This window comes from Pseudoalteromonas sp. TAP-3C, assembly GCF_059888565.1.
On the sequence record NZ_CM187618.1, the window covers coordinates 2,477,501 to 2,498,848 of the forward strand.

At 40.5% G+C, this 21,348-nt stretch carries 20 protein-coding genes (1 of these 20 running past the window's edge); 3 read left to right on the top strand and 17 right to left on the bottom strand.

Annotated elements, in window-relative coordinates:
• From AC6H44_RS11605 to pomA, 5 genes are all read right to left on the bottom strand, one after another.
• A protein-coding gene (locus tag AC6H44_RS11605) for a tetratricopeptide repeat protein (RefSeq protein ID WP_500735646.1) crosses the window boundary here: on the bottom strand, positions 1 to 455 show its 5' portion. The gene continues 403 nt to the left of window position 1, outside the view; only the first 455 of its 858 coding nucleotides appear in the window; it begins with the start codon at positions 453 to 455; the stop codon falls past the left edge of the window.
• A gap of 207 nt (positions 456 to 662) precedes the next feature.
• Positions 663 to 2,603 (bottom strand): DNA topoisomerase III, encoded by a 1,941-nt coding sequence (locus tag AC6H44_RS11610; RefSeq protein ID WP_500735648.1) that lies wholly within the window; start codon positions 2,601 to 2,603, stop codon positions 663 to 665.
• 67 nt (positions 2,604 to 2,670) lie between these two features.
• Positions 2,671 to 3,156 carry a hypothetical protein gene (locus tag AC6H44_RS11615; protein WP_500735650.1) on the bottom strand — a complete coding sequence of 162 codons (486 nt, stop codon included), beginning with the start codon at positions 3,154 to 3,156 and terminating at the stop codon, positions 2,671 to 2,673.
• A gap of 152 nt (positions 3,157 to 3,308) precedes the next feature.
• The gene (locus tag AC6H44_RS11620; protein ID WP_500735652.1) at positions 3,309 to 4,232 is read right to left on the bottom strand and encodes a flagellar motor protein MotB; all 924 of its coding nucleotides are present in this window, start codon (positions 4,230 to 4,232) and stop codon (positions 3,309 to 3,311) included.
• 2 nt (positions 4,233 to 4,234) lie between these two features.
• The gene (pomA, locus tag AC6H44_RS11625; protein ID WP_500735653.1) at positions 4,235 to 5,002 is read right to left on the bottom strand and encodes a flagellar motor protein PomA; all 768 of its coding nucleotides are present in this window, start codon (positions 5,000 to 5,002) and stop codon (positions 4,235 to 4,237) included.
• A gap of 302 nt (positions 5,003 to 5,304) precedes the next feature.
• On the opposite strand from pomA, the gene xseB reads away from it, so the two are divergent.
• The 3 genes from xseB to dxs all read left to right on the top strand — a co-directional run bounded on the left by xseB (position 5,305) and on the right by dxs (position 8,416).
• Positions 5,305 to 5,547, top strand: coding sequence for an exodeoxyribonuclease VII small subunit (gene xseB / locus AC6H44_RS11630; RefSeq protein WP_008110204.1), 243 nt, complete (start codon positions 5,305 to 5,307; stop codon positions 5,545 to 5,547).
• 2 nt (positions 5,548 to 5,549) lie between these two features.
• A complete protein-coding gene (gene ispA, locus AC6H44_RS11635) occupies positions 5,550 to 6,437 on the top strand; it encodes a (2E,6E)-farnesyl diphosphate synthase (RefSeq protein ID WP_500735655.1) in 888 nt (295 codons plus the stop codon).
• A gap of 116 nt (positions 6,438 to 6,553) precedes the next feature.
• Positions 6,554 to 8,416: a 1-deoxy-D-xylulose-5-phosphate synthase gene (gene dxs / locus AC6H44_RS11640; protein WP_500735657.1), complete on the top strand. Its 1,863-nt coding sequence runs from the start codon at positions 6,554 to 6,556 to the stop codon at positions 8,414 to 8,416.
• 65 nt (positions 8,417 to 8,481) lie between these two features.
• Here the strand turns inward: dxs and AC6H44_RS11645 are convergent, their stop codons facing one another.
• The 12 genes from AC6H44_RS11645 to thrB form a co-directional block, all read right to left on the bottom strand.
• Complete coding sequence (locus AC6H44_RS11645) at positions 8,482 to 11,568, bottom strand: two-component regulator propeller domain-containing protein (RefSeq protein WP_500735658.1); 3,087 nt, start codon at positions 11,566 to 11,568, stop codon at positions 8,482 to 8,484.
• Positions 11,569 to 11,598: 30 nt separating this feature from the next.
• A complete protein-coding gene (locus AC6H44_RS11650; protein ID WP_500735659.1) occupies positions 11,599 to 12,084 on the bottom strand; it encodes a phosphatidylglycerophosphatase A family protein in 486 nt (161 codons plus the stop codon).
• The gene (gene thiL, locus AC6H44_RS11655) at positions 12,081 to 13,055 is read right to left on the bottom strand and encodes a thiamine-phosphate kinase (RefSeq protein ID WP_500735660.1); all 975 of its coding nucleotides are present in this window, start codon (positions 13,053 to 13,055) and stop codon (positions 12,081 to 12,083) included. Before thiL ends, AC6H44_RS11650 begins: the two co-directional genes overlap by 4 nt.
• A 46-nt stretch (positions 13,056 to 13,101) precedes the next feature.
• The gene (gene nusB / locus AC6H44_RS11660; protein WP_500735661.1) at positions 13,102 to 13,512 is read right to left on the bottom strand and encodes a transcription antitermination factor NusB; all 411 of its coding nucleotides are present in this window, start codon (positions 13,510 to 13,512) and stop codon (positions 13,102 to 13,104) included.
• A gap of 15 nt (positions 13,513 to 13,527) precedes the next feature.
• Complete coding sequence (ribH, locus tag AC6H44_RS11665) at positions 13,528 to 13,992, bottom strand: 6,7-dimethyl-8-ribityllumazine synthase (RefSeq protein ID WP_500735663.1); 465 nt, start codon at positions 13,990 to 13,992, stop codon at positions 13,528 to 13,530.
• 93 nt (positions 13,993 to 14,085) lie between these two features.
• Complete coding sequence (gene ribBA / locus AC6H44_RS11670) at positions 14,086 to 15,198, bottom strand: bifunctional 3,4-dihydroxy-2-butanone-4-phosphate synthase/GTP cyclohydrolase II (RefSeq protein ID WP_500735664.1); 1,113 nt, start codon at positions 15,196 to 15,198, stop codon at positions 14,086 to 14,088.
• Positions 15,199 to 15,226: 28 nt separating this feature from the next.
• Positions 15,227 to 15,880 (bottom strand): riboflavin synthase, encoded by a 654-nt coding sequence (locus AC6H44_RS11675; RefSeq protein WP_500735666.1) that lies wholly within the window; start codon positions 15,878 to 15,880, stop codon positions 15,227 to 15,229.
• 24 nt (positions 15,881 to 15,904) lie between these two features.
• Complete coding sequence (gene ribD / locus AC6H44_RS11680) at positions 15,905 to 17,032, bottom strand: bifunctional diaminohydroxyphosphoribosylaminopyrimidine deaminase/5-amino-6-(5-phosphoribosylamino)uracil reductase RibD (protein WP_500735667.1); 1,128 nt, start codon at positions 17,030 to 17,032, stop codon at positions 15,905 to 15,907.
• A 2-nt stretch (positions 17,033 to 17,034) separates the two neighbouring features.
• A complete protein-coding gene (gene nrdR, locus AC6H44_RS11685; protein WP_500735668.1) occupies positions 17,035 to 17,484 on the bottom strand; it encodes a transcriptional regulator NrdR in 450 nt (149 codons plus the stop codon).
• 107 nt (positions 17,485 to 17,591) lie between these two features.
• Complete coding sequence (glyA, locus tag AC6H44_RS11690; protein ID WP_500735669.1) at positions 17,592 to 18,848, bottom strand: serine hydroxymethyltransferase; 1,257 nt, start codon at positions 18,846 to 18,848, stop codon at positions 17,592 to 17,594.
• 265 nt (positions 18,849 to 19,113) lie between these two features.
• Positions 19,114 to 20,397, bottom strand: a complete 1,284-nt coding sequence (gene thrC / locus AC6H44_RS11695) for a threonine synthase (RefSeq protein WP_500735671.1) — start codon at positions 20,395 to 20,397, stop codon at positions 19,114 to 19,116.
• A 12-nt stretch (positions 20,398 to 20,409) separates the two neighbouring features.
• Entirely contained in the window at positions 20,410 to 21,345 is a 936-nt protein-coding gene (gene thrB, locus AC6H44_RS11700) for a homoserine kinase (RefSeq protein WP_500735673.1), read from the bottom strand.
• Positions 21,346 to 21,348: the final 3 nt, after the last annotated feature.

Below are 21,348 nucleotides of genomic sequence, written 5' to 3' on the forward strand. Positions count from 1 at the left end.
CGCGCATTACCACTATCAAGCTCATACGCTTGTTTGGCATAAGTAAACGCGGCATTTAAGTCGCTATTAACAAGTGCTTGCTTAGCCTGCTCTAATAATAAGTCTTGTTGGGCTGGTAGATGTTTAGATAATGCATCACGCACTTGGCTTTCTGTTTGGCCGCCTGCTAAAACATCAACAGGGGCTGAATCTTTTAATAGCACTAAAGTAGGCAAGGTTTGCAATCCAACTTGTTGGGCAAGTTGAGAGGCAAGTGCCTGCTCTGCATCACAGTCTAAGTTTGCAACTACTATATAGTTGCTATATTCAGCCGCTAACTTATCTAAAATAGCTGCTTGGCTAATACACTCTGGGCTTTGTGGAGAAAAAAAGTTAAGTAGTACTAACTTTTGTTGTGATGTTTCACCCAAGACTTGCTGAAGGTTTTGTGCGTTAAGACTAACTATATTGCTCATTGAATCATTGCCATGTTCATCTATTTAGGTTTTTATATGGTGATGAAGATAATAATTACAAGTCATCTGTTTAAATCATTTAAATACATTCAAGTAAATTTGCGCCTGATTATAAAGTAGCACTGCCTACAGGAATAAAGGCAATGAGTAACGCCGCTGTGGCACTATTCAATCAGTAACCTTCAACGCTACATGTAAGCCCTGCGATTAATTTACCGCAGGGCTTTTTTTATAACTCGATTTTTTATACGGCGCTTTTTTTGTACGTTTAGCAAAGCGTTTTTTAGGTGACGTTTTAGGTAATAGCGCAAATGCCTGACTATTACAGTTCGCCGCTTGGTTTACAAAGTTAGTTAAATCGGCTAACAAAGGTTGTATAAACTGCTGATAACTCATTGCTTGCTGTGCAATATCACCTAAACTCGACTCCCATTTTGCCGTTAAATCGGGGCTTGATAATCCCTCAGGCAATACACTAATAAGTGCTAGGCCTGTTTCTGTTGCTTTGATTGCTTTCCCTTCACGCTTTAAAAAACGACGTTTGAATAACAACTCAATAATGCCTGCACGCGTTGCTTCTGTACCGAGGCCATCTGTTTCTTTTAATATTTTTTTGATTTGTGGGTCTTTTACATAACGGCTTATCCCAGTCATAGCTGCAAGTAAGGTTGCATCGGTAAAATGAGCTGGAGGAGAAGTTTGTTTTTCTACCACTTCACCCTTAGTACAGGTAAGCGCCATGCCTTTTTCTAAATAAGGTAAAGTCGACTCTTCTTTAAGCTCTAACTTACCCATAAGCAATTTAAAGCCTAAGCTTACATCTTGCTTTGCATTCGCTTTGAATAAGCCACCCGCTATAGTTATCTCTACTTTGGTTTCATTGTATATGTAGTCAGGATAAAACTGGATTAAATAATGTCGACTTATTAACTGGTAAATTTTTGCCTCATCACTGGCTAAACTCGCACCTTTTAACTGTTTAGCCGTCGGCACAATGCCATGATGAGCAGCCACTTTTGAATCATTGAAACATTTACTACATTGCTGTGCATCGGCTCCATTAACAAATTCAGCTTTTTGCCCACCATTTACGGCTATCGCTTTTAAAATAGCAGCTGCATCTTGGTGATGATCTTTCGGTAAATAACGGTTATCCGAGCGCGGGTAGGTAATTAATTTATGACGTTCATATAAAATCTGGCAAATATCGAGCGCTTTTTGTGCAGGCATCCCAAAAGCTTTAGCAGCATCTATTTGTAAAGCAGATAAGTTATAAGGAAGAGGCGCAACTTGTTTTTTTTGCTTTTGCTCAAGTGCTGTTACATTTGCAGGCTGATTAGTAATGCGTGAAGTCACATTTTCAGCTAAGGCTTTATTAAGCACTCTGCCCTCTTCATCTTGGTATGGTTCACACGCTTTACTCGGTATCCACTTAGCAGTGAATGATTGCTGCTTAGGTGTAACAAGATGAGCAAGTACTTCATAAAATGGTTTTGATACAAAGTTTGCGATTTCATTATCACGATTTACCACTAAACCTAAAATAGGTGTTTGCACGCGCCCAACTGACAGTACATTACCAAACCCCGCTTTTTGCCCTGCTAATGTGTAAGCACGGGTTAAGTTCATGCCAAACAGCCAATCAGCACGCGAGCGTGCTAAAGCCGATACACTCAGTGGAATAAATTCACAATTAGGGCGTGTATTACTGAGCGACTTTTTTACCGCGGCTAAATTTAAATCACTAATAAGTAAACGTTGAATACTTTGTTTTTTAGTTTGGCTAATTTTTGCTTGTTCTATTACTTCATCAACTAGTAGCTGGCCTTCTCTATCGGGATCGCCAGCATGTACCAGTGTATTTGCTTGCTTAATTAGCTTTTTTAAAATAGTGAGTTGTTTTCGAGTTTTTGGCTTTGCTTTTAATTGCCACTGCTCAGGCACAATAGGTAAATGCTCAAATTGCCATTTTTTAAAGCGTTCGTCATAGTCATCTGGCTCTGCTTGCTCGAGCAAATGACCTATACACCAAGATACACAATCACCGCCCGCCACCTCAATATAGCCATCATATTTCTTATGGGGCTTTGGAAGCGCATCAGCAATAGCGCGTCCTAAGGAAGGCTTTTCAGCAATATAAAGTTTCATAATCAAGCCCTAACACTGTTCATATAAACAGTATTTTAGCATATCAGTTTAAAACAGGGGATATTTTTTAGCTTAGAGCTTTATTTCGCTTACTAACAAAAATATATAAAAGAGGTAGATAACATACGACAACAGTCGCAATATTTATTAAAGGCATAAATGTTTGATACATAACAGTGCTATAAGATAAGTCCCAAAGATGACGGTCAACTAAACGAAATAATTGCAGAATAGGCGCGCTAATAACCACAAGTTGGCCAAGTACGCACTGCCACAAATGCACTTTATCTTTAAGGCCCCAATAAGCGATTAGTGCCATCCAAGTAATATCAGTTAATGCCCATACAAGATAACGGTATATATAAATACCATCATCGAACGCCATTAAACTTGAGTAAGTTACAGTACCAAATAAGAAAAAAGCAGCGGTAATAGCAGCAAACCTAAGGGCTAAATAATCCTTAAGGATAAAAAATAATAAAATAGCGGGGCTCAAAATAAGAACCCAGCTTTTACTTAATATACTGACAAAGTACAAAAACCATTCAGGCAAACTAAAAAACCTTACTTAACTTTTTTATCTTCGTCTGTACCATCGCCATTACCAGGCATACTACAAAATTTATCTAACATACTCACTCCACTTTAATTACATCTGTTAAAAAAGTGCATTCTATGCTAAAAAAGGGACACAGCCAAGTTATTCTACCTCACATCGATAGGGGCTGACTCTTTCGCCTTCCCTTGTAAGATTGATATTTCCACTCGGCGATTACGTCTGCGATCTTCGCGGGAATCGTTTGGCACTAAAGGTCTGGTTTCTGCACGCCCTACTACCATCATTCGGGTTTTATCAAAACCAGCAACTTTTTGTAATTCACTTGCAACGGCAACAGCTCGTTTGGAAGACAGATCCCAGTTATTAATATAAAGCTCATTCGATACTTGAAAATCATCCGTGTGTCCCGACACTGTGATTTCCCCCGGAACATCTTTTAATAATCGGCCAATATCTTGAATAATAGGTTTAAATTGTGGTTGTAAAAAGGCGCTACCTGAGGGGAACGAGCCATTTTCTCTAATACGGATAATAATTTGTTGCCCTAGTGATTCGAGCTCAATTGCACCATCAATAATTTGTTTTTCAAGCTGTTGCGCAATTTTTTTAACTAAATCATTTATTTGTTCTTGATCAGCAGCAGAAACAGAGGTCGCTGCAGCAACCTCTTCAGAAGTACTACTCGATTCTCCCCCTCGTTTTTCGCCGCGCTGCTCTTGTCGGCCACCAGCTGAGCTTTCATCACCGGCCTGAAACTCTAGCGTTTGTTGGGTCATTTCTACCGTTTGCTGCTGAATAGTTTCAATGGGGGTGGGTTCAGGTTTCCCTGGGGTGAATTCCATAGCTATAACGGAGGTGCCTTTTGGTATATCTTTAACTTCTATTTTATTTTGTACACCAAAGGCGAATTTCATAGACCCTGCAATTTGTTTAAACTTAAGCACGTCCATTTCAGAAAATGCCAGTAAGAGTACAAAAAAACACATTAATAGCGACATTAGATCAGCAAATGTCCCCATCCATGCAGGTAGTCCTGGGGGAGGACATTTACACTCTTCTTCATCAGACATAGTTATTCCTCAGTGTTCACTGCACGTTTTGACTCAGCTAGGTAGTTTTTCAAAATCCCTTCTATTACTTTTGGGTTTTGACCATCCTGAATACCGAGGACAGCATCCAAAATTAATCGCTGATTCATCGCTTCTTGATCTTTTCGCAGTTCAAGTTTTACTTGGATAGGAATTGCAACTACGTTCGCCAAAAACGCACCGTATAATGTGGTTAACAACGCGACCGCCATCGCCGGTCCGATTGATTTAGGGTCATCCATATTTGAGAGCATTGCAACTAAGCCTATTAAAGTCCCTATCATGCCCATTGCAGGCGCTATATCACCTAATGATTTAAAAAGACGTGCCCCCATATCATGGCGCGTAGTAGTGAGTGAAATATCTTTTTGTAATGTAGCCCTTACAACATCGGCATCATGGCCATCAACCAGCATATCCACGCCTTTACGCATAAAAGGATTGGGTATTTCAGCTTCTTCTAAGGCTAAAAACCCCCCCTTACGAGCAGAATCTGCTAGTTCAACGGCTTTTTCAATTAACTCTTCCGGAGGTTCGATTTTAAACATAAACGCTTTTGCACAGACTTTGCCAATACCGAAAAATTGTGCAAGAGTAAAGTTAGATAAAACGATAAAAAGTGAACCACCAAATACAATAATCACCGACGGGGTATTGTAAAACATGGCAACTTCACCGCTGCTACTCATAAACATGGACATGACAATTAAGCCAATTGCGCCAAGAATCCCAATAATGGTTGCTAAATCCACATTCCCTCCAAAGGTTTTATATTTTTTATTCGCAAGCGTTGATATTAGATATTTATCGGCAAGGCACTGAAATACTTAAGTGATTTTTTATAATAACAAAAAAATCCAAACCCATCTCATTTTAAATCAACAAAGCTTATCTATCTAATAATCAAAATTAACATTCTAAAAATATAGCGCTAATAAGCTATAAAATCTGCTTAACGTCATTTATCTATTAAAAAACCACATCATTCTTTGACCTAGTTTAGCATTCCCCCTAAAATTAGCGTCTAAATTTATTATGTAAGTTGAAAATAAAGATGGCGACTAAAAAACCTGAAAATTTAAGTTTCGAACAAGCACTAGAAGAACTAACAACAATTGTCAGTGAAATGGAACAAGGTGATTTATCGCTCGAGCAGTCTTTAAAACAATTTGAACGCGGCATTGCATTAGCCAGTGCCTCTTCTGGAAAACTTCAACAAGCCGAGCAAAAGGTGTCGATATTAATGGGTAATGATGAAAAAGCACCGCTTACCCAGTTTGATAACGATATGGAATAATTGTGAGCATAAAAGAACAAATTAAACGCGCTCAAGATGATGTAGCCAACACCCTTAACCTTTATTTTGATCAGCCCCTTGATAGCGCCATCACCATTAAAGAAGCCACACATTATAGTTTAATGAATGGCGGTAAACGACTACGCCCGTTCTTAGTTTACACTACAGGTAAAATGCTCGGTGCCGAAAAGCATGATTTAGACGTACTCGCAGCAGCTATAGAGTGCATTCATAGCTATTCATTAATTCATGATGATTTACCCGCCATGGATGACGATGACTTACGTCGTGGTCAGCCGACCTGTCATATTGTCTATGGTGAAGCGCAAGCTATTTTAGCGGGTGATGCCCTGCAAGCTCTAGCATTTGAGCTTATAGCTAAGCATAAATTTAAGTGCTCAAATGAAGCACAATTAAAAATGATTGCCGAATTAGCCCACGCTTCTGGGTTGCAAGGTATGGTTGGCGGGCAGGGTCTTGATATTGCAGCAACCGATAAAATTATTACAGTTGATGAATTAGAACGTATTCACAAACTAAAAACCGGCGCATTAATAAATTGTGCTATTACCCTTGGCGCGCTTTGCGCATCTAATGTAAACCAACAAACTTTAGATAACTTATCAACTTTTGGGTATGCTGTAGGGCTTGCCTTTCAAGTCCATGACGATATTTTAGACGTTGAGGGCAATACGCTTACTTTAGGCAAACCCCAAGGCTCAGATATTGCAGCGAATAAAGCGACATACCCTGCTTTATTAGGTATGCTAGGCGCAAAGCAAAAAGCACAAAATTTAATACAACAAGCCCATGACGCGTTAGCCAACATTGACGCAGACACAACAGATTTAACGGCATTAGCAAACTATTTAATTGAACGTGACCATTAAACATGGCTAAAACGTATTAACTCTTAGTACAAAATTATTACTAAATATTAAACCGCCTTTAACAACCTTGTTCGTTTTAAAAGGGGTTAATATTAGCGAAGGATATATAAAAAACCATGACACTTGATAGCAGCAAGTATCCATTACTTAATTTGGTGAACAAACCAGCCCACTTGCGAGACTTAGCACAAGACAAGCTTTGTGCATTTAGCCATGAATTGCGTGACTATTTACTCAACTCGGTATCGCAAAGTAGTGGTCACTTAGCGTCTGGTTTAGGAACCGTAGAACTTACCGTTGCATTACATTATGTTTATAACACACCTGAAGACCGTTTAGTTTGGGATGTAGGTCATCAAGCTTACCCACATAAAATATTAACCGGGCGTCGTGACCAAATGCATACAATCCGTCAAAAAGATGGGCTGCACCCTTTCCCATTCAGAGAAGAAAGTGAATACGATACATTCAGCGTTGGCCATTCAAGCACATCTATTTCGGCTGCGCTAGGGATGTCTATTGCAGCGCAAAAAGAAGGTAAAGGACGCAAAACTGTTGCCGTTATAGGGGATGGTGCAATTACTGCGGGTATGGCATTTGAAGCAATGAACCACCTAGGTGATGTTAACTCAGATATGCTGATTATTTTAAACGATAATGAAATGTCAATATCTGAAAATGTAGGGGCATTAAATAATCATTTTGCACGTATTTTATCAGGTAGCTTTTATACTAATATTCGCGAAGGCAGTAAAAAGTTATTATCAGGTGTGCCACCGGTAAAAGAGCTTGCTAGTCGTATGGAAGAACACATTAAAGGGATGATGATCCCAGGCACCTTTTTTGAAGAGCTTGGCTTAAACTACATTGGCCCAATTGATGGCCATGATGTAAACATGTTGGTTGATACGCTACGCAATATGCGTAACTTAAAAGGCCCACAGCTACTGCATATTAAAACTCAAAAAGGCAAAGGTTATAAACCTGCAGAGGCCGATCCTATTGGTTATCATGGGGTACCAAAATTTGATCCTGCAACATCTAGCCTACCAAAATCTAAGCCATGTGCAGCTACGTTTTCTAAAGTCTTTGGCGATTGGCTTTGCGATATGGCCAAACAAGATAATAAGTTAATGGCAATTACGCCAGCGATGCGTGAAGGCTCAGGTATGGTACGTTTCTCTAAAGAGTATCCAGATCAATACTTTGATGTCGCCATAGCCGAACAACATGCCGTCACTCTTGCTGCAGGCTTTGCTTGTGAAGGCTTAAAACCGGTTGTCGCAATTTATTCAAGCTTTTTACAACGTGCGTACGATCAGCTAATTCATGACGTTGCGTTGCAAAAGTTACCGGTATTATTTGCTATTGACCGCGCTGGTATTGTTGGTGCTGATGGAGAAACCCATCAAGGCGCCTATGATTTAAGTTTTATGCGCTGCATACCGAATATGATTATTATGGCGCCAAGCGATACTAATGAATGTCGTCAAATGCTTTACACAGGCTATCATACCAACAGCCCTGTTGCAGTGCGATACCCACGTGGTAGCGCAGGCACTGCAGAAATTCAAAGCACCATGCAGCTTCTTGAGATTGGAAAAGCCGATATTGTTAAGCAAGGTGCCAAGCTGGCCATATTGTCATTTGGTACATTATTGGAAAATGCGCAATTAGCAGCTAATGAGCTCAATGCGACTTTAGTTAATATGCGCTTTATTAAGCCACTTGATACGGCATTAATTGACACACTTATTAGCAATCACGCTATCATTGTAACGCTTGAAGATAATGCCATCGCCGGTGGTGCAGGCTCGGCGGTTAATGAGTATTTAGCCACTAAAAAAGCAAGTGTCAAAGTGCTTAACTTAGGTATTCCTGATGAGTTTATTAAACACGGCACACAAGCGCAAATGCATGATGAAATGGGGTTAGGTGAGCACGGTATTTTAGCTTCAGTAAAAGCATTTATGCGTTAACACTTAGACTGTTTAATGAAAAAGGAGCTTAACATGGCTCCTTTTTTATTTATAAAATGAAATTTTTAACGCATCCATATTTTAATGTCAGCTAAACCATTGCTTTGCAACACGCTGATCTGCTGTTCAACATTCGGATTTTGCTCAAATTCAAATGCATCCAACTGCTGATCAAAAGTAATATTTGCAACCCCATCACCCCCACGTTTTTTAACTTGATGTAGTGCTATATCGGCTAAATTAATGGATGTCTCCCAACTAATAACTTGCCCACCTAACAGCGGTAATGGATAAAAAGACCAACCAATCGATGCCATAATATTCGTTGTTTCGCCATTTGGAAGCTGGAAGGTGTAATCTGCAATTGCTTGACATAACTCAGATACATAGCTGTCGATTAAATTACATTTAAAATCGCGTAATAAGAGTAAAAACTCATCGCCACTCCAACGCGCAACATAATCTGAGCCTTGAGTACGTGAGTTTAATAGTGCTGCCACTTGTTGTAAGCAGCTATCTCCAGCAATCGGACCATAGGCGTCATTAATACGGCTAAAATTGTCTAAATTTATAATTAATAACACTAAGCACTTGCCCTGAGCCTGCAACGACTGAGAGTTACGCTGAAAATGCTCAATATCTTTGGGTAGCTGATCAAACAAAAAACGCCGACTTCTCAGTCCAGTTAGTTCATCAGAATGACTGACAAGTTTGAGCTGAGAGTTAACTTGATTCAATTTATCATTTGCTTGGCGAAGCTCTAGGGTACGTTCAGTGATAAGCCCTTCTAGTACTTGCTGCTTTCGTCGTTCTTGAACTTTAAACACCCAAAAAACTAAATAAAATAACAAAACAAAACCACTGGTGATCAATAATCGAAAGTAAATAGTTTCGCCAAATCGCTCGGGCACCACAAAAGCATATTCAGCCGATTGCGCTTTATTCCAATCTTCACCTTGGCGTTTTGTTTCTAATTCAAATAAAAACATACCCGCTGGTAAATTAGTGTAAATAGCCTCTCTGCGGGTATTCGCATAGCGCCAGTCACTATCTAATCCATTAAGTTTATACCTAAACTCTATGCTTGCCGGGGCGTAATAATCAATTGCAGTATAGGTAAGTGTTAAATCTCGCTCATCGGTTTCAAGTACAGGCTTTTTACCTAGCGCAGCAGCTGTAAGCTTACGTGATGGCGTGGTTAACGTTTCTATCTTAGGTTTGAGTGAACGCAATCCAAATAGTTTTACATTTTTAGGAATTTCTACAACACCTTGTAAGCTTGGATACCAGATAGAATCATCCATATCAACCACAGCATCATGACCTAAACCGTTACAGCATTGGCTGGCTTTACCATCAAGTTGGCGATCAAATGAGGAGATCACTTCTTCTACTTTTAAACTTTCAATATTCGCCTTAAATTGCTCAACCGGCATACGATAAACGCCTTTCATGGTGCTTACCCAAATCCGTTTAGAGTTACTATCGTACTCTAAACTAAATATAGAGCCATATGGCAACCCATTAGCGGCGTCTAATTGTTGCCATTGACCTTGGCCACTTCGATAAAATAAACCATCGTTAAGCGAGCCAATTAAAATCCCCACGTCTTTAATATGTAAGATGCTAGTGACATAAGCGCTTTCTAAAGTGGTTTGATCGCCTATTTTTTCAATTCCTCGGTTAGTGAAATAATACGCGCCTTTACTGGTCCCAATGACCCCAAAATTAGGTTTATCAAGTACATAGGTAATAAACTTGCTGCCTAAAAATGAGTTATAGGCGAAAGGGTTTAACCCGTTGTAATTTAAACGATATAAACCACGCCCCGTGCCTACCCAAAAACCGCCTTTGCTAGAAGCGCTGATAGCGAATACAGGGTTGTCACTGAGCGCTCGTGCGGGGAAGCTATATAACGTGTTCGACTCATAAAAAAATAAGCCCCTACCCGTTGCTAAATAAAGACGTTCACCATCAAACTGCAAGTCATGAACTGAAGCATTGCCATACTTTGCGCTGTTAATGATATTGATAAACGTTTTGTCTGCATCAAAATAACCTACGCCACTTTTATTAGCAATCCACAACCTGCCATCGGGTGATTTACTAATAGCCATAACAGCTTCAGTCATTTTAGAAATAGCAGAATGTCGCTCTACTCTTCCCTCATGGGCAAGCCATAGTCCTTCACTAAAGCTGGCTAACCATATATTATTTTCATCATCCCTAAATATATCGGCAAACCAAATACTTTGATCAAGCTGACTTGGTTCAACCCACTGCCAATCATTAGACTTTCCTCGAAATAATAAACGTCCATAGGTCGATACCCATAGCCCACCATTGCCATCACTCATAAATTTATAAACGGCTGAATTATTAGCATTAGGCAGTGGAAATGGACGCAGCTCATCATCTAAATCTAAAAAGTAAGCGCCTAGCTCAGAAGCTAAATATAAATTGCCACTTAAAAAAGATAAATCATGGACAATTGTTTGTGCAAGGCGATCAGGCAATGCAACTTTAGCGGTAAGTTCCAGCCGTAATTTAGAAAAATCAGACGAGCTTTGCGTTAAACGCAATAAATTACGGTCATTAACTAACCAAATACCTTCTGGTGAGAGTGCCATTTGACTGACTGATCCCACTATTTGGGTGATCGCCGTCGCATTAATAATAGGGCTGGGGTTATTTAATTGGTCGCGTAGTTCTATTTGGCCTCTGTCTATGTAGTAAAGCCCATTAGCGGCTATCCAAATATTCCCTTGAGAGTCTTCAAGAATATCCCTAACGGGGCCCTTAATATTAAACTCTTGTGCAGTTAACTTTTCAGGGTTGAGGACTACAAGGCCGTTTTTAGTGCCTACCCATAACAACCCTTCGCCATCAATAAGCAGTTTATTAATGCCATTATTAGGCAAAAACAGGCTGTTTTGGGTATTGTAGTTAGTAAAGGTATTACCATCAAAACGGCTTAAGCCAAATTGAGTACCCAGCCACATATAGCCTTGATTATCTTGCACCACACTTTTTAGGGATTGTGAGGGAAGTCCGTCTTTAATATTCCATTGTTTAACTACGTAATCAGTAATTGAAGCCGTACTTGGCATGGCACAGAGCATCAGCACACAAACCAGTAAAAATCGCATCATATAACTGCCACCTAGTTAAAAAATAATAAATTAAAAGGGTAGTAAACCTACTTTTATCAGTGCTTGCAAACAAATAAGTGAAAAAATACCTGCCAATACATCATCAGCCATAATACCAAACCCACCATGCGCACGTTTATCAAGCACGCGAATAGGCCCGGGTTTTGCTATATCAAAAAAGCGAAAAAGTAAGAAGCCAACTAACAATGTTTGCCAACTGAGTGCAGCACCAAGCATAGTAATATAATAACCAGCAACTTCATCCCAAACAATCGCTGGGTGGTCATGTACTTGAAGATCATCAGCTGTTTTTCCACACGCCCAAATACCAAATATACTAATGACCACCGCAAATACTATTTGTAACCATAACGGAAAATACATGGTTATAAAAATAAATGGTAAGGCTGCTAATGTACCAAATGTACCCGGCGCTTTGGGAGCAAGTCCGGTACCAAAGCCCAAACCAAAAAACTGATGTGGACGTTTTAAATTAAATAATCGGTTTTTATTCAAACCTGCTCCTTTGAAAAGTGTTCAAAGCCATTGTGCTCAAAAACAAATTTTTCACCTTGGTATAATAAGTCTATCTGTCCGTCACCACTTTTTATTTGCCCAATACACTTAGCTTCCACACCATATTGGCGCAGCTTAATATCTAACATACTCTTATTACTGTCTGGGACGGTATAAAGTAACTCATAATCGTCACCATAATTAAGAATAAAAGGAAGTTGCTGTTCAAAATTAAGACTTGCCTGCATAGCAGCTGAAGTGGGTACGTGATCAATATTAACCGTTGCGCTTACTTGTGATAAGTCTAAAATATGCCCTAAATCAGCAAGTAAACCATCTGAGATATCGATTGCAGATGATGCTAAACCACGTAATGCTTGCCCGGCGGCCACGCGTGGTGTTGGAAAGTTTAAACATTTATTAAAGTGCTTTAAATGCTCTGCAGCTATTGCTAAGCCTTGTTTTTTACACTCAATAGCCAGTCCTGCATCACCAAGCGGCCCGGTTACAAAGATCCAGTCGCCAACTTTTGCGCCACTACGGCGTAGTGCTTTACCTTCAGGCACTATCCCTTTTGCACAAATTGTAATGCTTAGCGGACCTTGAGTCGTATCACCACCAATAATTTGTACATTAAAGTATTCAGCAATTTCATGCATTCCCTCTGTAAATTCAGCAATCCATTGTTGCTCGATACTCGGTAGAGTAAGTGCAACCGATACCCATGTAGGCTCTGCCCCCATGGCGGCTAAATCACTTAAATTAACTGCCAGTGCTCGATGCCCAAGTGCACGAGCAGCAATATCGTTAAAAAAATGCACCCCTGCAACTAATGTATCTGTTGTTACTGCAAGCTGACAATTCGCAGGGACTGTCACAAGCGCACAGTCATCACCAATCCCTAGATTAACATCGCGACGAGTAACGCCTCGACCTTTAAAGTAGCGATTAATTAATTCAAATTCCTTCATACACAAAAAAGCCGGCCTATGCCGGCTCTCCTTTTTAACGGGTAGATTACTTACGTAGCTGTTTAACTGCTTTATCAAGTACACCGTTTACAAATTTATGGCTATCTTCAGCACCAAACATTTTAGCTAATTCAATGCTTTCATTGATAGCCACTTTATAAGGAACATCTTCACGAAATCTAAGCTCGTAGCTGCTTAAACGTAAGATAGCACGTTCAACTTCGTCTAAGTCATTAAATGGACGAGTTAAATGAGGCGACACAGCGTCGTCTAATTGCTGGAAATTTACAGCAACTCCACGGGCTAAATCTTTAAAATATTCAACATCAATTTTAGTCACATCGTTTTCGATCAACATTTGTTGTTCAATATCGGCAATAGCATTGCCACTTAATTGCCATGAATACACGGCTTGAAGTGCTAAGATACGTGCTTTACGTCTTGCTGCTGGTTTCACAAAAATTCCTTAAACTTAAATTTTATCTAACACATTAACCATTTCAAGCGCACTCAAGGCAGCTTCACCGCCTTTGTTACCCATTTTAGTACCTGCGCGCTCAATTGCTTGCTCAATGCTTTCAGTGGTTAATACGCCAAACGCAACCGGGATATTATACTCAAATGATACTTGTGCAAGCCCTTTATTTGATTCACCTGCGACTAATTCAAAGTGAGGCGTGCCCCCTCTGATCACCACACCTAAAGCAATAATTGCATCATATTCTTTTTTCGCCGCAACGCGTTTCGCTACCAAAGGTAATTCAACGGCACCGGGTACGTAAATCACGGTAATATCATCTTCTGATACGCCACCAGTACGTTTTAGCTCATCAACAGCACCTGCAAGCAAGCTGCTACCAATAAAGTCATTAAAACGAGAAATGACAATGGCGAACTTTTTACCAGGAGCGTATTTATTACCTTCAATAATTTTCATTTGATAACCCTAAAAATAAGTTTAAGCGATTTGAGTTGCGCAAAAATTGCTGCGCATTATACCACATAAATAAAATAATAACCTAACGCGTAATTACTGCGGCTCTACGTAGTCAACAACCTCTAAATGGAATCCTGATAATGCATGGTACTTTTTCGGTAAGCTCATCAAACGCATTTTTTGAATGCCTAAGTCAGCTAAAATTTGTGAACCTACACCTACTGTGCGTGAAGTACCTTGAAATTTATGTGGCGTTACATTTTCACCCGCATCAGCTGCGGCAAATGCTTTTACTGTGGCTTCTAATTCTTCAGTAGTTTCTTGCTTACCTAAAATAACTAAAACACCGTTATTCTGTGCTATGTAGGCCATCGCTTGCGATAATCCCCAGCTGCGGTCAGCGCTGCGATCAGAGAGTAAAATATCGTTAAACGTACTTTGCAAATGAACACGCACTAAGGTCGGTTGTTGTTGTTTTATTTCACCTTTAAGCAATGCATAGTGAAGTTGGCCATCGATAGTATCTTTATAAGTTACTAAATCAAACTCACCATGTTCGGTGGGCAATTTACATTTTGCAACTTGCTCAATAGTCGTTTCGTTTAGGTTTCGGTACTCGATTAAATCAGCAATGGTGCCAATTTTAATATCATGTTGCTTCGCAAACACCTCTAAATCAGGGCGACGTGCCATAGTGCCATCTTCATTTAGAATTTCTACAATCACTGATGATGGTTCAAGCCCCGCTAAACGCGCTAAGTCACACCCTGCTTCTGTGTGTCCTGCACGAGTTAGCACACCGCCCGGTTGCGCCATAATAGGGAAAATATGCCCTGGCTGTACAATATCATCTGGCACCGCGCCTTTGGCAATGGCAGCTTGCACTGTGCGTGCACGATCGGCTGCAGAAATCCCTGTTGTAACTCCTTTTGACGCCTCTATCGACATAGTGAAATTAGTTGAAAATGCGGCACCATTATTTTTTACCATTAATGGTAAATCAAGCTGCGAACAACGCTCTTGCGTCATGGTTAAACAAATTAGACCACGGCCATGCGTTGCCATAAAATTAATGGCTTGTGCGCTAATGTGTTCAGCAGCAATAATTAAATCGCCTTCATTTTCTCTGTCTTCATCGTCCATTAAAATAACCATTTTACCGGCTTTAATGTCATCAATTATTTCTTGTGCGCTGTTTAAATTCATAAGTTGCTCGTATAAGTTGTCAATGTCGTTATTTTATAAAGCCCGCTTTAGCGAGTAAGCTCATCGAAATATCTGAACCCGCTGGGTGCTCAGCCCCTTTAACTAGGCGCTCTAAATAACGTGCTATTTGGTCGACCTCTAAATTAACTTGGGTGCCCACTTTAAAGTCAGCTATGGTCGTTTGTTCCTTGGTGTGCGGCACAATAGTCAGCTTGAATTTATTACCTTCAACCGCATTGACCGTTAAGCTAATACCATCAATACACACCGAACCCTTGTAAGGAATGTATTTCATTAAACTCTCATCGGTGGCAAACCAATATTCCGTGGCTCGCGCATTGGTATTAATTGCTGTAATAGTGGCAATACCATCTACATGGCCAGACACTAAATGACCACCAAGGCGCGAAACTGGTTGCATCGCTTTTTCAAGGTTAACCGTTTGCCCTAAGGTATAGTGGGCGAACCCCGTTAAACTAATCGTTTCATTTGATAAGTCAGCACTAAAGCCATCAATGTGCTTATCAACAACTGTTAGGCAAACGCCATTGGTTGCAATACTGTCACCTAGCTTAACATCACTCATATCAAGGTTTTTACTTTGAATACGAATAGCTAAATCACCTTGTTTTTTTTGTAATAACGCAATTTTACCTATTGCTTCAACTATGCCAGTAAACATAATGCTACTCTTTATATAAAATGATTAATGCGCTTTTTTTAGTGCTGTAATACGTAAATCATCACCTATTGGCACACACTCATTAAAAGTTAAATTAATGGTATTTTGCATACTCATTAACTCTGGGAAATTCAGTAAACTTTTGGCATCGCTGCCCATTAATTTGGGGGCAATATAAAAAATAAATTCATCAATTAAATCAAGCTCAGCCATCTTACCGGCCAATGTTGCTCCTGCTTCTAACCACACAGTATTAAACTGTAATTGAGCTAGCGTGTGTAACACGGCCAGTAAATCTACTTTATTATTATTTTTAGGCACTTCAATCTGTTTAACAAAATGAGGCCACTGATGTGATTTATCAACCTTTGTGGTGAATATTATCACCTCACTTTGAATTGAAAATAAGGCAAGATCAGGGGTAAGTCTATTTTGTGAATCAATAATAATCCGAACTGGTTGGCGCAGTGGTAAGTCAGTTGGTAAAGAATGCGGTAACTCTTCTGGGCGCACATTTAATTTTGCATCATCCATTAATACCGTATCGGCACCGGTTAAAATTGCACAGCTTTGTGCTCGGTATAATTGCACATCTTGACGCGCAGCGGGGCCGGTTATCCATTTACTTTGGCCGTTTTTAAGCGCCGTTTTGCCATCTATACTTGCGGCCATTTTACAGGTTACAAATGGAAGCCCTTGCTCCATGCGTTTAAAAAAACCGAGGTTCAATGCGCGAGCTTGCGCTTCAAGCAACCCGTAAGCGACGTCTATACCAGCATCCGCTAAAATTTTCAGGCCTTTGCCTGCAACTTGCGGGTTGGTATCAACCATGGCGGCAATCACTTTTTTAACACCCGCTGCTTTTAGAGCTTCAGCACATGGCGGTGTCCGACCATAATGACTGCAAGGCTCAAGTGTTACATAGGCAGTTGCGCCTTTGGCATTTTCACCAGCGATAGCCAATGCATTTACTTCAGCATGACCTTGTCCTGCTAATTGATGAAACCCTTCACCTATTATTTGGTTGTTTTTTACCAGTACGCAGCCAACATTTGGGTTAGGTGTGGTCGTAAACCGTCCTTTTTTTGCCAGCTCAATGGCACGGGCCATATAACGTTTATCATCCTCTGAAAACGAGTTTTGCATGCTCATTGTTACTCTCCTAAGCGGGCTATTTCTTCACCGAACTCGCGTATATCTTCAAACGAGCGATACACTGAAGCAAACCTGACATAAGCCACTTTATCTAGCTTTTTAAGTGCTTCCATAATGCACTCGCCTACTAGATGACTAGAGACTTCGCGCTCGCCAGTGGCGCGCAGCTTTGATTTAATAATATTGACTACTTCATCAACTTGTTCGGTGCTTACTGGGCGTTTTTCCAGGGCGCGAGTTAAACCGTTTAATAACTTATCTTCATTAAACGGTTCCCGACTGCCATCTTGTTTAATAACCCGTGGCATCACTAATTCAGCCCCTTCAAAGGTGGTAAATCGTTCGTGACATTCATTACATTCACGACGTCTACGCACTTGGTGTCCCCCACCGACAAGGCGAGAATCAATAACTTTAGTATCTTTGGCGGTGCAAAATGGGCAATGCATAACTGTGTGTTTCCGTTTTAAAAACAAAAAATGGCCGCTATCATAGCGACCATTATCATAACAAAAATGTGTGCAGTTGTGATCTAAATTACTGTTTTACTATTAGGTTAAGCGTAAACAGGTAATTTTGCACAAATTGCTTTTACTTTTTCTTTTACTTGCGCTTGTACTGACTCATCGTTGATGTTGTCTAGTACATCACAAATCCACCCTGCTAGCTCTTTTGACTCTGCTTCTTTAAAACCACGACGAGTAATGGCCGGTGAACCAATACGCAGACCAGAGGTAACAAATGGTGAACGAGGGTCGTTTGGTACTGAGTTTTTGTTAACCGTGATATTCGCGTTACCAAGTGCAGCATCCGCATCTTTACCGGTGATATCTTTATCGATTAGATCAAGTAAGAATAAGTGGTTGTCAGTTTTACCCGATACTACTTTGTAGCCGCGCTCTTGTAATACTGCAACCATTGCTTGTGCATTTTTAACAACTTGCGCTTGGTATGTTTTAAACTCAGGTTGAAGTGCTTCTTTAAATGCAACCGCTTTAGCAGCAATAACATGACATAAAGGACCACCTTGACCACCTGGGAAAACAGCACTGTTTAGCTTTTTATAAATTTCTTCATCGCCACAACCAGAGATAATCAAACCGCCACGCGGGCCCGCTAGTGTTTTGTGAGTTGTGGTTGTTATAACATGCGCAAAAGGAACCGGGCTTGGATAAACACCCGCAGCAACTAAGCCCGCAACGTGCGCCATATCAACAAATAAGTAAGCACCTACTTTATCTGCAATTTCACGGAATTTAGCCCAATCAACAATACCTGAGTAGGCAGAAAAACCCGCAATAATCATTTTTGGTTTGTGCTCAAGTGCTAACGCTTCAACTTGTGCATAATCAATTTCACCCGTTTCTTCATTAAGGCCATACTGAATTGCGTTGTATGTTTTTCCTGAGAAATTGACGTGTGAACCGTGTGTTAAGTGGCCACCGTGCGCTAGGCTCATGCCTAATACCGTATCGAGTGGGCTTAATAGTGCTTGAAAAACAGCGGCATTGGCTTGTGAACCGGCATGGGGTTGCACGTTTGCGTAATCTGTACCAAATAATTCATTTGCGCGGTCAATGGCAAGTTGCTCAACCACGTCTACGTGCTCACAACCACCGTAGTAACGTTTGCCCGGGTAACCCTCGGCGTATTTGTTAGTAAGCTGAGACCCCTGCGCTTCAAGTACGCGTGGGCTACAGTAGTTTTCAGATGCAATTAACTCAATGTGTTCTTCTTGGCGTGATGTTTCTTTGCTCATCGCGTCAAATAACTCTGGATCAAAGTCCGAAATATTCATGCTACGTTCTAACATTGGGGTCTCCTGGGCAACGTGTATGGGTATTTTTAAGAGGCTTTATTGTACGCTTAAAACGACTTTTTGCCTATGCTCTTAAGTTGAGGATATTTAAACAGGGATTGAAACTATTTCACAGCTTTTTAATGATGATATTTTTTTATAAATCAATAACAATTTTAAATGAATTTTGTTTATTACATTTGTTTAACTTATACATTGTACCAAAAGCCGATTTAAACAAACAAAAAGCGGCCTATGCCGCTTTTTTGTATTCGTAATGTTAACCGAGTTTAGCAAATAGCTCACTGCGTAAATCATCGTAATTATTTTGCATATCAATAGCTAAACAGGGCTTTGCGAGTGCATCAGCAAGCGGTTTTGGCATGCTTATTTGAGTGTTTAACACATTTTCAACACTGTCTTTAAATTTGGCAGGGTGTGCCGTTGCTAAAAATACACCTGCGACATTAGCTGCTTTATTTTCAACAAGACCTTGATAAGCAATGGCCGTATGCGGCTCTGCAATGTAGCCAAGCTGTTGAATTTTTTTCATCACCGCTTTTGTGTTTTGCTCATCCACACTCACCGAATAAAAGTTATCATAACTAAACCAGTTATTATCTAGCATGGTTTGTACACGTGGCCAGTTATTAGGTTTACTCACATCCATTGCATTTGAAAGCGATTCAATTGTCGCATTAGGTGTCCAATTTTTATCAAGCATAAAGCGCGGTACTGTGTCGTTTTGGTTTGTAGTGGCGCTCAGTTTACCTACAGGCATACCAATAACAGCGCCAATCATAGCCGCACACACATTTCCAAAGTTACCGCTAGGCACTGAAATATGCGCGGTAGCACGTTTTTCTTTAGGTAACTGTGCTATTGCTTCAAAGTAGTAACACACCTGCGCAACTAAACGGCTAATGTTAATTGAATTTGCTGAGTTTAAACCTAAATTCGATTTTAGCTCTTCATCTAAAAATGACTTTTTAACCAACTCTTGGCAATCATCAAAGCTGCCCTCAATCGCGTAACAATGAATATTGCCGCCAAGCGTTGTAAATAATTTTTGCTGCGCGAGTGAAATTTTGCCTTTAGGATATAAAATAACCACGTCAATATTTGGCTTGTTATAAAAAGCATGTGCCACTGCCGCCCCCGTATCACCCGATGTTGCAGTTAAAATAGTCACCTTTTCACCTTGGTTAAACTGCGCTAGGCACTGCGCCATAAAGCGGCCACCAAAATCTTTAAATGCGAGCGTCGGGCCATGGAATAGCTCTAAGCAGTAGGTGTTGTCTTCAACTTCCACCAGCTTAACCGGAAAGTTAAACGCATTTTTAACCATCTGAGCAACTGTATCGCTTGGTAACTCATCACCAATAAGATGCGATAAAATTTTGCCGCTGCGCGTAACAAAATCCATATCGAGTAATGCATCAACTTTAGTTAACGGTGCTAACGACTCTGGAAAAAACACGCCTTGGTTACGCCCAAGCCCTATTTTTACAGCTTCAACAAACGACACTTTTTGTGAACTTTCTTTTAAATTATGTAATTGCATGACTTTTTTATCCTATAAAACATTTAATTGACGCGTGCCGACGTTATCTAATTTACAAATATGGCAAAAGCCTTGCTCGTTGATGTAATTGTCCTCTAGCCACTGCGCGCATCGCTCTGCCGCTTCAAGTGTTTTACAGACACTAAACAAGGTTGGCCCTGCGCCTGAAATACTCACTACTTCAGCGCCTAGTGCGGGTAAGTTTGCTTTGGCGTCACTAAAACCGCTAATTAAAGGCGCACGATATGGCTCTGCTATTTCGTCTTGCATAATGCTTAACGCCTCATCAAAACGCCCTGTTAGCAGTAAGCTGCTAAATGCCGATAAACGTTGAGCAAACTCAACCCCTGCATGCATACTTAGCGTTTTTGGTAAAACAGCGCGCGCTTTTGCAGTATTGAGCGAAAAACCCGGAAATGCAGCCACGTAATACCAATTTTCAGCAACGGGTAAAGCAATCGATTTATCAGGAATTAAATCACCGGTTAACTGTAAGCCACCTAAATAACACGGTGTAATGTTATCGTAATGACGCCCTCCACTTACAACAGCTTCAAAATCTGCCATAAGTTCAATCAGCTCTACTTGGCTTAAGTTAGTGTTGGCAAATTTATCCAGCGCTGCAAATGTTGCCACCACAGAGCAGGCACTTGAACCTAATCCTGAACCAATCGGCAAATTCTTCCTAAGTTCGAGCTTTACCGCAGGCATATCAGGCGCAACATGCGCTCTAAAATGCACTAAACACTGATACGCTAAATTCTCTTGCGCATCGCTGGGTAGTTTATGTGCATAGTCGCCAGTACACGTAAATTCATCACTCGATGTGGCACTAACAACCGCCACATCACCGAGCAAACTGCCATCTATTGGGGCAAGTGCAGCGCCCAGCGCATCAAAACCAACGGCAAAATTACCAATAGACGCCGGCGCATATATTTCAATCATTAC